This is a genomic window from Bradyrhizobium hipponense (assembly GCF_008123965.1).
Taxonomy (GTDB): Bacteria; Pseudomonadota; Alphaproteobacteria; order Rhizobiales; family Xanthobacteraceae; genus Bradyrhizobium; species Bradyrhizobium hipponense.
The window spans coordinates 38,045-50,012 of the sequence record NZ_VSTH01000060.1; the positions used below are offsets into that span (position 1 = coordinate 38,045).

9 protein-coding genes are annotated in these 11,968 nt (G+C 65.0%); 8 read left to right on the forward strand and 1 reads right to left on the reverse strand.

Annotation, left to right across the window (positions count from 1 at the left end):
- Positions 1 to 141: 141 nt before the first annotated feature.
- The gene (locus FXV83_RS19820) at positions 142 to 912 is read left to right on the forward strand and encodes a helix-turn-helix domain-containing protein (protein ID WP_148741077.1); all 771 of its coding nucleotides are present in this window, start codon (positions 142 to 144) and stop codon (positions 910 to 912) included.
- Between the two features lie 74 nt (positions 913 to 986).
- Here FXV83_RS19820 and FXV83_RS19825 read toward each other — a convergent pair whose 3' ends face one another.
- Positions 987 to 2,540 (reverse strand): acyl-CoA synthetase, encoded by a 1,554-nt coding sequence (locus tag FXV83_RS19825; RefSeq protein ID WP_148741078.1) that lies wholly within the window; start codon positions 2,538 to 2,540, stop codon positions 987 to 989.
- Positions 2,541 to 2,818: 278 nt separating this feature from the next.
- On the opposite strand from FXV83_RS19825, the gene FXV83_RS19830 reads away from it, so the two are divergent.
- The 7 genes from FXV83_RS19830 to FXV83_RS19860 all read left to right on the forward strand — a co-directional run bounded on the left by FXV83_RS19830 (position 2,819) and on the right by FXV83_RS19860 (position 11,858).
- Positions 2,819 to 3,955, forward strand: coding sequence for an acyl-CoA dehydrogenase family protein (locus tag FXV83_RS19830; RefSeq protein WP_148741079.1), 1,137 nt, complete (start codon positions 2,819 to 2,821; stop codon positions 3,953 to 3,955).
- 150 nt (positions 3,956 to 4,105) lie between these two features.
- Entirely contained in the window at positions 4,106 to 5,269 is a 1,164-nt protein-coding gene (locus FXV83_RS19835; protein WP_148741080.1) for an acyl-CoA dehydrogenase family protein, read from the forward strand.
- The gene (locus FXV83_RS19840) at positions 5,269 to 5,925 is read left to right on the forward strand and encodes a glutathione S-transferase family protein (protein WP_148741081.1); all 657 of its coding nucleotides are present in this window, start codon (positions 5,269 to 5,271) and stop codon (positions 5,923 to 5,925) included. Before FXV83_RS19835 ends, FXV83_RS19840 begins: the two co-directional genes overlap by 1 nt.
- 304 nt (positions 5,926 to 6,229) lie before the next feature.
- Positions 6,230 to 7,030, forward strand: a complete 801-nt coding sequence (locus FXV83_RS19845; protein ID WP_148741082.1) for a helix-turn-helix domain-containing protein — start codon at positions 6,230 to 6,232, stop codon at positions 7,028 to 7,030.
- A gap of 226 nt (positions 7,031 to 7,256) precedes the next feature.
- Positions 7,257 to 8,123: a beta-keto acid cleavage family enzyme gene (locus FXV83_RS19850; RefSeq protein ID WP_148741083.1), complete on the forward strand. Its 867-nt coding sequence runs from the start codon at positions 7,257 to 7,259 to the stop codon at positions 8,121 to 8,123.
- A gap of 145 nt (positions 8,124 to 8,268) precedes the next feature.
- Positions 8,269 to 9,885, forward strand: coding sequence for an acyl-CoA carboxylase subunit beta (locus FXV83_RS19855; RefSeq protein WP_148741084.1), 1,617 nt, complete (start codon positions 8,269 to 8,271; stop codon positions 9,883 to 9,885).
- A complete protein-coding gene (locus FXV83_RS19860; RefSeq protein WP_148741085.1) occupies positions 9,882 to 11,858 on the forward strand; it encodes an acetyl/propionyl/methylcrotonyl-CoA carboxylase subunit alpha in 1,977 nt (658 codons plus the stop codon). The genes FXV83_RS19855 and FXV83_RS19860 overlap by 4 nt, the downstream gene beginning before the upstream one ends.
- Positions 11,859 to 11,968: the final 110 nt, after the last annotated feature.

Genomic DNA, 11,968 nt, shown 5'->3' on the forward strand with positions numbered 1-11,968 from the left:
GGAGGGGCAGATTTCGCGAGCAGAATGATCGGCAATGTTCCGCCGCGGCTCGCCCGGCCAGGCGGCCGCCAAGGCGGCGATGTGCGGTTTTGTGCTGGCTTGTCCGTCCTGCTAGAGTAATCGCCCTGGAGCAGGGTAACAATGCAGACGCAGGATAAACTCTCCGACAAGCAGCTTTCGGACGAGCAAAGCCGCGAGGTCGCAGGCGCGATCCGCGAGGAGCTCGCCAGACGCCGCATCTCGCGGCAGGCTCTGGCCGAACAGGCCAAGCTCAGCCTGTCGACGCTGGAGAAGGTGCTTGGCGGACGCCGGCCGTTCACGCTGGCAACCACGGTCCGGCTCGAGCAGGCGCTGGGCGTGTCGCTGCGCAGGAGCCCCGCCGTTGTGACGCCTCCGGCCGCAAACGATGTCGCGCCAGACAGTCTCGGATCCTATTCGCACCGCGCGGTGACCTGGCTCGAGGATCTCTACATCACGCTGCGACCGTCCTTCGGCGACAAGGACGCGATCTTTGCCTATCGCACCGAAATCGCCTGGGAGCCGAAGGTCCCTTCGCTTGTCTTCCGCGAGGGCGAGCGGACCGATGCCGCCTATGAGCACAGCGGCGAAGTCGCCGTGCCTCACCAGTCCGGCTTCATCTATCTCGTCATCATCAAGCACGGCCAGCATCGCGTGATCACGGTGTCGCGGCCGACCGTCGCCGGCGAGATGTACGGAATCATCTCGACGCTCCGCGCCGGCCCAGGCTCGCAACTGACGCCGATTGCGGCGCCGATCGCCTACGTGCCCGCACGAAATATTATCGATCCAGCCGTGGGCCGGATCGCATCCGACCACGCAAACTACAAGCTGTACCGGGATCACCTGCAGCGTACGGTCGACGAATCTTTTGCGTTGTTTCTGCCCAGCTAGACCCGCGCGGGCTTCACTGCGCTCTAGGGAATGGCGGACCTTTGGCCGCCATTCCCTTGCCGGAGGCGCTTTGGTCAGGCGTTGGCGACTTTGGCCTCGTCGACTTCGGAGGCCGCCGAAAACTCCTTGCGCAAGGTCGGTTTGTGGATCTTGCCGGTGGCGTTGCGCGGCAGCGCGGTGACGAAACGAACCTGGCGCGGACATTTGAAGCGCGCCAGATTGGCCGCGCAATGCGCGAAGACGTCGGCCTCGTTTAGCCTTTCGCCCGGCTTGACCGCGACGATGGCGAGGCCCACCTCGCCCCATTGCGGATCGGGAATGCCGATCACGGCGGCTTCGGCGATTCCCGTGAGCTGGTGCAGGACGTTCTCGACCTCGGCCGGATAGACGTTCTCGCCGCCGGAGATGTACATGTCCTTCCACCGGTCGACGACGTAGTAGAAACCTTCCTCGTCGACGCGCGTCGCATCGCCGGTGTGCAGCCAGCCGTCGGTGAAGGATGATTTGTTTGCCTCGGGCCTGTTCCAGTAGCCCGGCGTGATGTTCGGCCCCTTGACCCAGAGCTCGCCGAGTTCGCCGATATCGGCGTCGCGGCCGTCCGGCCGTACGATGCGCACCTCCGTGTGCAGCACCGGTTTGCCGGCCGAGCCGGCCTTCCGCGCCGCATCTTCGCGATCGAGCACCAGCACGGCCGGCGACGTCTCGGTCATGCCGTAGCCCTGCTGGAGCGCGACTCCGCGGGCTTCCCAGACTTTCAGCAGCGGCACCGGCATCGGTGCGCCGCCGACGCCGCCGACGATCAGCCCGCTGAGATCGGTCGCAGCAAAAGCCGGGTGCTGCGCCATGAACTGGTAGATCGCGGGCACGCCGAAGAACACATTGATGCCCTGCGCAGGATCGTTGATCAGGCCGAGCGCTGTGCCGGGGTCGAAGGCGCGCATGATCATCACGGTGCCGCCGGCGTGCAGCACCGGATTGGTGTAGCAATTCAGCCCGCCGGTATGAAACAGCGGCAGCACGGTGAGCAGCACGGAGGACGGTCCGATGCAGGCGGGGCCGCCGAGATTGACGCAATTCCAAAAGGTCATGCCGTGGGTGATGGTGGCGCCCTTCGGATGGCCGGTGGTGCCCGAGGTGTACATGATCGTCGAGACGTCATCGAGCGTGACCTCCTCGATTGCCTCGAGCGGCTTTGCGGCGGCGATGCCGGCCTCGTAGGAGCAGCCGGGGCCGAGCAACAGGCTCGAGGCAACGCCGCAAAGCTTCGCCACGCTCAGCGCGGCCTCGGCGAGGTCGGCGTCATGGATCATTACCTTCGGCGCGCAATCGCCGGTGATGAACTGAAGCTCGGGAACGGTGAGGCGGGTGTTGAGCGGCACGAACACGGCGCCGAGCCGTCCGCAGGCGAACTGCACCTCCAGCGTATCGGTCGTGTTCAGCGCCAGCACCGCGACGCGGTCGCCGCGCGAGACTTTTAGCGCGTCCCGCAGAAACGAGGCGAGGCGCGAGATGCGCGCGTCGAATTGCGAATAGGTGATGCGGCGCTCGCTGGCGAGATCGATGACTGCGACCTTGCCGGGCGTGCGGCGGGCATGATGGGCGATCCAGTCGTAGTAACGAACGGCCACTAGTCCCTCCCTCGACGATCTTATGCCGCCTGCATTGAGGCGCGCGCTTGCCGTGCAACATGGCCGGCATGGCCTTGGGAGGCCAGCCGGAGTCTTGTGCATGACGTCTTTTTTGACCCGGAGTTGGCCTGCGAGGGACGAAAATCGTCTTGCGTTGAGTTGCTAGCTCGCGGCCTGATCGTGGCGGCTCGCTCAAGCCAGCCACTCCGCGCAAGTGAGGCGCCGATGTTCCGGCCATGGTGGATGAGAAGAATCGCCATCAGCGAGGCGAAATCGCAATGACAAGCCCGTTCTATACCGCCGAGCATAATGCCTTCCGCGACGTGATGCGCCGCTTCGTCGAAAAGGAGATCGAGCCGTTCGCCCACGAATGGGACGAGGCTGGCGAATTCCCGCGCGCGCTCTATCGCAAGGCCGCCGGGATCGGGCTGCTGGGGCTGGGATTTCCCGAGGAATATGGCGGTATCGCCGCCGACCAGTTCATGAAGATCGTGGCGAGCCAGGAGCTGGCGCGTGCGGGCGCCGGCGGCATCAGCGCCAGCCTGATGAGCCACACCATCGGTTCGCCGCCGATCGCACGCGCGGCGCGCCCAGAGGTTAGGGCACGTGTGCTGCCGCAGGTGCTGTCCGGCGAGAAGATCTCCGCGCTCGCGATCACCGAGCCGGGCGGCGGCTCGGACGTCGCTAATCTGCGCACCAAGGCGCGACGCGACGACGATCACTACGTCGTGAGCGGCGAGAAGACCTTCATCACCTCAGGCATGCGCGCCGACTATCTGACCGTTGCGGTGCGCACCGGCGGCGAGGGCGCCGGCGGTGTCAGCCTGCTCCTGATCGAGGGCGATACGCCCGGCCTGTCGCGCACCAAGCTCAAGAAGATGGGCTGGTGGGCCTCCGACACCGCGACGCTGCATTTCGACGAATGCCGCGTGCCGGTCGAAAATCTGATCGGCGAGGAGGGGCAGGGCTTCAAGATCATCATGCAGAACTTCAACAGCGAGCGCATGGGCATGGCGGCGGGCTGTACCGCCTTCGCGCGGGTCTGCCTTGATGAGGCGATTGCCTACGCCAGGGAACGCAAGACCTTCGGCAAGCCGCTAGCGCAGCACCAGGTGATCCGTCACAAGATCGTCGACATGGCGCAGAAGGTCGCGGCCAGCCAGGCGATGCTGGAGCTGCTGGCCTGGCGGCTCGAGCAGGGCGAGAGTCCGGTCGCCGAAATCTGCATGATGAAGAACCAGGCGACACAGACCATGGCGTTCTGCGCCTCGGAAGCCGTGCAGATCTTCGGCGGCGCCGGCTTCATGCGCGGCATCAAGGCCGAGCGCATCTACCGCGAAGTCAAGGTCAACGCCATCGGCGGCGGCACCGAGGAGATCATGAAGGATCTGGCGAGCAGGCAGATGGGGCTGTGAGCTTCTGTCTCCTGGCGTCATTCCGGGGCGCGAAGTGAAGCGGAGCGAGCCCGGAATCCATCGTGCCGCAGATGCCGTGGAGAAATGGATTCCGGGCTCATCGCTGCGCGATGCCCCGGAATGACAAGAGGATGGAGCTCGAAAGAGACAATGCTGTTCACCGCCGACCACGACGACATCCGCCGCTCCTTGCAAAAATTCATCGCGGGCGAGATCAATCCTCATGTCGATGAATGGGAGAAGGCCGACATCTTCCCGGCGCATGAGCTGTTCAAGAAGATGGGCAGCCTCGGCTTTCTCGGCTTGAACAAGCCGGTGGAGTTCGGCGGCTCGGGCCTCGATTATTCCTATGCGCTGATGATGGCGGAGGAGCTGGGGGCTATCAATTGCGGCGGCGTGCCGATGGCGATCGGGGTGCAGACCGACATGGCGACGCCGGCGTTGGCGAGGTTCGGTTCCGACGAGGTGCGGCGGGAGTTTCTCAGTCCCTCGATCGCGGGCGACTACGTCGCCTGCATCGGCGTCTCCGAGCCCGGCGCAGGCTCGGACGTCGCCTCGATCAGGACCCAGGCGCGCTCCGATGGCGACGACTACGTCATCAACGGCGGCAAGATGTGGATCACCAACGGCACCCAGGCCGACTGGATCTGCCTGCTCGCCAACACCGGCGACGGGCCGGTTCACCGCAACAAGTCGCTGATCTGCGTGCCCATGAAGGCCAAGGGCGTGAACGTTGCGCGAAAGCTCGACAAGCTGGGCATGCGTTCCTCCGACACCGCGCAGATATTCTTCGACAATGTGCGCGTGCCCAAGCGCAACCGGATCGGCGAGGAGGGTAAGGGCTTTACCTACCAGATGATCCAATTCCAGGAGGAGCGTCTGTGGGGCGCGGCGGCCTGCCTCAAGGCGCACGAATACATCATCAACGAGACCATCGAATACACCCGCAACCGCAAGGCCTTCGGGAAGTCGATCCTCGACAACCAGGTGGTGCACTTCAAGCTTGCGGAGATGCAGACCGAGGTCGAGCTGTTACGCGCGCTGATCTATCGCGCCGCTGAGGCGCTGGTGGCCGGCGAGGACGTCACCAAGCTTGCGACCATGGCCAAGCTGAAGGCAGGGCGGCTCGGCCGCGAGCTCACCGACGCCTGCTTGCAATATTGGGGCGGAATGGGCTTTACCAACGAGACGCCGGTCAGCCGCGCCTATCGCGACAGCCGCCTGACCTCGATCGGCGGCGGTGCCGACGAGGTCATGCTGATGGTCCTGTGCAAGATGATGGGTACGCTGCCCGGCAGCAAAGGAAGTTCCTGATGATCACGCTCTACCACTGCGATGCCGCGCGCTCGTTCCGTCCGCTCTGGATGCTCGAGGAGATGGGGCTGCCATACGAGTTGAAGATGCTGCCGTTCCCGCCGCGGGTGTTCGCCAGGGATTATCTTGCGCTCAATCCGCTCGGGACCATCCCGTTCATGATCGACGGCGAGGCGCGGATGACCGAATCCTCCGGCATCTGCCACTATCTCGGCATCAAGCACGGGCCGACGCCGCTGATGGTGGACCCCGGCGATCCCGCCTACGGCGCGTTCCTGAACTGGATGTATTTCAGCGATGCCACGTTGACCTTCCCGCAGACGCTGGTGCTCCGGTACACCCAGCTCGAGCCGGAGGAGCGCCGCAATCCGCAGGTCGCCGGCGACTATGCAAAATGGTTTTTGGGCCGGCTGCGCGCCGTCGAGGCCGCGACCGGGAAGAGCGAGACCTTGTGCGCCGGCCGCTTCACCGCCGCCGATATCGTGATCGGCTATGCGCTCCGCCTTGCCGACAACATCGGACTCGCCAAGGACTTTGGGCCAAATGTCGCGGCCTATTGGGCGCGCCTGCAGCAGCGCGACGGCTTCAAGCGCGCGGTCGCCGCGGAGCAGAAGGCCGGCATCGAGCAGAACGTGGCGCCAAGGGTAAGGGCTTAAGCCAAGTGGTCGTCCTGGCGAAAGCCAGGACCCATTACCCCAGGGAGTAGTTTGGCGAAGACTCGTGGCTGCCAGCCGACGCCATTACTCCACCTTGGGGTAATGGGTCCTGGATCGGCGCTCCGCTTCGCTGCGCTTGTCCAGGACGACGTTGTTGTAAGGTTCCGAGTTGTTCCGTCATCCGTCCCCGGAACGCCGACCTTTTGCGCCTTATGACAGCGCTATCGCGCCGTGACAGCGCCCAAATTTCCGCTAAGGTGACCTCCGTCCGCAGCGGCCCGAGAGCCGCGCGAGGAGGACCCCAATGGAAGATCCCGGTCGCGAATCCGACCATTTGATGCTGATTACGCCGGAGAGGGTGTATTATGCCGGCCTGCTCGGCCGCCCGCGCAAGCGGACACCCGGCTGCTGCCACGTCTATGTGGCGGTCAAAGGCAACCTGCATCTCTCGATCGACGACGTCCACACGTCAGGCGAATTGATCGTGACCCTGCCGAACCAGCGGCACTCCATCGCCAGCGACTACCGCACGGCGATCAGCGTGACGCTCGAACCGGAAAGCATGCCGGATGGAGCGTCGGAAGCATTGGTTGCGCGGCTCACCGGGCCAGACAAGGCTGTCTATGCCCGCAAGATCCTGGCTGCCTACGCGCTGCTGCGGCAGCGCCGCTATGGCGACATCACCACCGCCGAATTCGACGAGATGTGTTTTGGTGAGGCGCTGCCGCGCCGCGTGCTCGACCCCCGTGTGATGCGCGCGGTCGCGCGCCTCGGTCGCTTCACGGGAGAACCCGTGACGGCGGATACATGTGCGGCGGATGCCGGACTTTCCGCCTCGCGCTTCCTGCATCTGTTCAAGGAAGAGACCGGGATCTCGTTCCGCTCCTTCCGCGCCTGGAAGCGTGCGCGGCACCTGCTGCACTTCGCCAACCAGGACCTCAACCTCGCTCATCTCGCGCAGGACATCGGCTATCCCGACAGTACCCATTTCAGCCATTCGATCCGTCGCTTCTACGGGTTGAAGCCGCGCGCGATCTTCGTCGGCTCGCGCGACCTCGCGATCTATCGCAGCAGCGAGACGGTGAGGCTCGCGGAGGCGAGCTAGCATCGCCTTTCGCGATTCTTCGTAGGGTGGGCAAAGCGAAGCGTGCCCACCACCTCCGCCGCGATCGTGGAGAGATGGTGGGCACGGCGCAAGAGCGCCTTTGCCCACCCTACGATTTCTCGTGTCTTTTCAGCTTCTCCGCGCAAGAAGCCGCATGCCGCGTGTCACATGATCGCAGGCGTTGAATTCTCAACGTGCGAGATATCCAGGTCATGGGCGAAGACGCATGAGCGACAAGGTCGTCATCACCTGCGCGCTGAACGGCGTGCTCACCGACCCGAAGCAGCACAACGTGCCGGTCACGCCGGAGCAGATGGCGCGCGAGGCCAAGGCTGCGTTCGATGCCGGCGCCAGCATCATGCACATCCATCTGCGCCAGCAGGCGCCGGACAAGGGGCACCTGCCGTCCTGGGAGGTCAGCGTCAGCAAGGAAATTCAGCAGGCGATCCGCGAGGCCTGTCCCGGCGTGATCATCAACCACACCTCCGGCGTCTCCGGGCCGAACTACAGCGGCGCGCTCGATTGCATCCGCGAAACCAGGCCGGAGATCGCCGCCTGCAACGCCGGCTCGTTGAATTACCTGAAGGTCAAGGCCGACAACACATGGGCATGGCCGCCGATGATGTTCGACAACTCGGTCGAAAAGGTGAAGGACTATCTCGACGTCATGAACGCGGTCGGCACCATCCCGGAGTTCGAATGCTTTGACGTCGGCATCGTCTGCTGCGTCGGCATGTACAACCAGGTCGGCATGTACAGCGGCCCGCTGGAGTACAATTTCGTGATGGGCGTGGCGTCCGGCATGCCGTCGGATCCCGATCTGCTGCCGATCCTGCTCAAGCTGAAGCGCCCCGAGGCGCATTGGCAGGTCACGGCGATCGGACGTGAAGAGATCTGGCCGCTGCACCAGCGCTGTGCCGAGCTCGGCGGTCATCTGCGCACCGGTCTGGAGGACACCTTCTATCTCGCCGACGGCAAGAAGGTGACCTCGAACGGCCAGCTGATCGAGGCCGCTGCCGCCTGCGCGCGCCGCGCCGGCCGCGAGATCGCGAGCCCGGCCGAGGCGCGGAAGATCTTTGGGACGAATCGGTAAGTATCGCCTCAACCGTCATTGCGAGCGGCTTGTCCGCCGAAGCTCGAAGAGCGAAGGCGGAAGCGAAGCAATCCAGAAGGTCTCCGTGGAAGCAGTCTGGATTGCTTCGTCGCTGCGCTCCTCGCAATGACGAGCAGGAAATGTCATGTCCACCATCGAAAATACCATCTCCTCCGGCAGCGCGGCCTACCACGCCAATCGCGACGGCATGCTCGCCTTGATCGACCGCATGCGCGCGCTGGAGGAACGCACGCGCGCGGCGTCCGCCGCAGCCAAGGATCGCTTTCACAAGCGTGGCCAGCTGCTGCCGCGCGAGCGCGTCGCGCTGGTGCTCGACCCCGGCGCGCCTTTCATCGAGCTGTCGACGCTCGCCGGCTACATGTTCGATGTGCCCGATGCGAGCAAGAGCGTCCCCGGTGGCGGCGTCATTGCCGGCATCGGCTTCGTCTCGGGCATCCGCTGCATGGTCAGCGCCAACGATGCCGGCATCGATGCCGGCGCGCTCCAGCCCTATGGCCTCGACAAGACACTGCGGGTGCAGGAGCTCGCACTGGAGAACAAGTTGCCCTACGTCCAGCTGGTCGAAAGCGCCGGCGCCAATCTGTTGCGCTACCGCGTCGAGGACTTTGTTCGTGGCGGCAACATCTTTCGCAACCTTGCGCGGCTCTCGGCGGCAGGCCTGCCGGTCGTCACCGTCACCCATGGATCCTCCACCGCAGGCGGTGCCTACCAGACCGGCCTGTCCGACTACATCGTCATGGTGCGCGGCCGCACCCGCGCGTTCCTCGCCGGGCCGCCGCTGCTGAAGGCCGCAACCGGCGAGGTCGCCAGCGAAGAAGAGCTCGGCGGCGCCGAGATGCACACGCAAATCTCCGGCCTCGGCGACTATCTCGCCGAGGACGACCGTGACGCACTGCGCATCGCACGCGAGATCATGGCGGCGCTGGAGTGGGAGCGGCCGGGCAGGGCAGCTCCTCAATTCAAACTGCCGCGCTACGACCAGGACGAGCTGCTCGGCATCATGCCGATGGACCACAAGCGCTCCGTGGACATGAAGCAGGTGATCGCGCGTATCGTCGATGATTCCGACTTTACCGAGATGGCGTCGAATTACGGCCCCGCCACCGTCTGCGGCCATGCCCGCATCGAGGGGCAGGCGATCGGCATCATCACCAACAACGGTCCGCTTGATCCGGCCGGCGCCAACAAGGCGACGCATTTCATCCATGCCTGCTGCCAGACCCGCACGCCGCTGCTGTATCTGAACAACACCACCGGCTACATGGTGGGCAAAGCTTACGAAGAAGCCGGCATGATCAAGCACGGATCGAAGATGATCCAGGCCGTGACCTCGGCGACGGTGCCGCAGATCACCATCTATTGCGGCGCCTCATTCGGCGCCGGCAATTACGGCATGTGCGGCCGCGGCTTCCATCCACGCTTCTGCTTCGCCTGGCCCAACGCCAAGACCGCCGTGATGGGCGGCGAGCAGGCCGCCGAAACCATGGCAATTGTGACTGAGGCTGCCGCAGCACGGCGCGGCAAGCCGATCGAGAAGGAAAAGCTCGAGGCCATGAAGGCGCAGATCGTCGGCGTCTTCGACGGCCAGATGGACGTGTTCTCGACCAGCGCCCGCGTGCTCGACGATGGCGTGATCGATCCGCGCGACACCCGCGCGGTGCTATCCGAAGTGCTCGCGATCTGCCGCGAGGGCGACGCGCGCTCGCCCCAGCGCATGCAGTTCTCGGTGGCCCGCCCATGAGGAACGGATCAGTGCAGCATCGGCCGTTCTTCAAGGTGTTGATCGCCAACCGCGGCGAGATCGCGCTGCGCGTGATGCGCAGCGCGCGGCGGCTCGGACTTGGTGTCGTCGCGGTCTATTCGGATGCCGATCGCGATGCGCTGAATGTGCGGCAAGCCGACCAGGCCGTGCGCATCGGCGAAGCGCTGCCGGCGCAATCCTATCTCAACATCGCCGCCATCATTGCCGCGGCGAAGGCCAGCAGCGCGGACGCCGTGCATCCCGGCTATGGCTTCCTCGCCGAGAACGAGGCGTTCGCGCAGGCCTGCAAGGATGCGGGCCTCGTCTTCATCGGCCCGTCGCCGCAGGCGATCGAGGCGATGGGCAACAAGGCGGGCGCCAAGGCGATCATGAAGAAGGCCGGCGTGCCTTGCGTGCCCGGTTACCAGGGCGCCGATCAGGCCGACGAGGTCATGCTCGCCGAGGCCAGAAAGATCGGCTTCCCCGTGATGATCAAGGCGGTCGCCGGCGGCGGCGGCCGCGGCATGCGGCTCGTGGCCGACGCGGCTTCGTTTCCCGATGCGCTGCGCAGCGCGCGCTCCGAAGCCAAGACGGCCTTTGGCGATCCAACGGTGATCCTCGAACGCGCCATCCAGAATCCTCGCCATATCGAGATTCAGGTCTTCGGAGACAGCCACGGCAGCGCCATCCATCTCGGCGAGCGCGACTGCTCGGTACAGCGGCGCCATCAGAAGCTGATCGAGGAGGCGCCGTCGCCGGCAGTGACGCCAGAGCTCCGCGCGAAAATGGGCGAGGTCGCCGTCGCCGCGGTCAGGGCCCTGCGCTATGAGGGCGCCGGCACGCTGGAATTCCTGCTCGACCCAAGCGGCGAATTCTACTTCATGGAGATGAACGCGCGCCTCCAGGTCGAGCATCCCGTGACGGAAGCGATCACCGGTCTCGATCTCGTCGAATTGCAACTGCGCATCGCGCGTGGCGAGCCGCTGCCGGTGAAGCAGCAGGACATCAGGTTCTCGGGCCATGCCATCGAGGTCCGGCTGTGCTCGGAAGATGCCGCGCACGATTTCATGCCGCAGTCCGGTCGCATGGCGCGCTGGCAGGTGCCGGATGGATTGCGCGTCGAACACGCGTTGCAATCGGGTTCGGAGATTCCGCCGTTCTACGATTCCATGATCGCCAAGGTGATCAGCCATGGCATGACGCGCGAGGAGGCGCGAGGGCGCCTGATCGTCGGCCTGGAGCAGCTCACCGCCTTCGGCGTGACCACCAATCAGGCCTTCCTGATGTCGTGCCTGCGCCATCCCGGTTTTGCCAGGGGCGAGGCGACCACGGCTTTCATCGGCGCGCATCGCGATGAGCTGCTGGCGCCACGGCAGGATAGCGCGTTCGAGACAGCCCTGGCGGGTCTCTTGCTTTACGTCACGAGCCCCCTCGCGCCGCCATGGCGCGGCGGACGGAGTCTGGCGGCAACGTTTCCGCTGCCCGCGAAGATCGAGATCACCGGCCACACGGGTGAGGTCGAGGTCACCCGCGAACGCGACGGCGGCTTCACGGTTGCGGTCGGCGGTCGCCAGGACAGGTTCGAGATCGATCAGCTCGATGCCGACACGGTTCGCTTCCGCCATGACGGCGTCATGGACAGCGCAAATTTTTTGCGCGACGGCGACCGGCTCTACATTCAGCACCGCGGCGTCCCGCTTGCGGTCATCGATCTCACCCTCACCGCGCCAAAATCCGCCGCAACCAACGGCGGCGACGGCAAGGTCCGCGCCGCCATGAACGGCCGCGTGGTCGCCGTCCTGGTCAAGCCGGGCGAGCGTGTCAGCGCCAGCCAGCCGGTGCTGATACTGGAAGCCATGAAGATGGAGCACGTCCACAAGGCCGGCATCGACGGCGTAATCGCGGCCATCGAGGTCAACGAGGGCGAGCAGGTTACGACGGGCCGGATCGTGGTCGAGATTGGGGCGGGGTAGGCTTCATACTCCGTCATTGCGAGCGCAGCGAAGCAATCCAGACTGCCGCTGCGGAAGGATTCTGGATTGCTTCGCTGCGCCCGCAATGACGATGGGGATGGAGCCATTCG

Bases quoted from the DNA above. Each gene is read 5' to 3' on its own strand.
- FXV83_RS19820 (WP_148741077.1), top strand. From the start codon at position 142: ATGCAGACGCAGGATAAACTCTCCGACAAGCAGCTTTCGGACGAGCAA.
- FXV83_RS19830 (WP_148741079.1), top strand. From the start codon at position 2,819: ATGACAAGCCCGTTCTATACCGCCGAGCATAATGCCTTCCGCGACGTG.
- FXV83_RS19835 (WP_148741080.1), top strand. From the start codon at position 4,106: ATGCTGTTCACCGCCGACCACGACGACATCCGCCGCTCCTTGCAAAAA.
- FXV83_RS19840 (WP_148741081.1), top strand. From the start codon at position 5,269: ATGATCACGCTCTACCACTGCGATGCCGCGCGCTCGTTCCGTCCGCTC.
- FXV83_RS19845 (WP_148741082.1), top strand. From the start codon at position 6,230: ATGGAAGATCCCGGTCGCGAATCCGACCATTTGATGCTGATTACGCCG.
- FXV83_RS19850 (WP_148741083.1), top strand. From the start codon at position 7,257: ATGAGCGACAAGGTCGTCATCACCTGCGCGCTGAACGGCGTGCTCACC.
- FXV83_RS19855 (WP_148741084.1), top strand. From the start codon at position 8,269: ATGTCCACCATCGAAAATACCATCTCCTCCGGCAGCGCGGCCTACCAC.
- FXV83_RS19860 (WP_148741085.1), top strand. From the start codon at position 9,882: ATGAGGAACGGATCAGTGCAGCATCGGCCGTTCTTCAAGGTGTTGATC.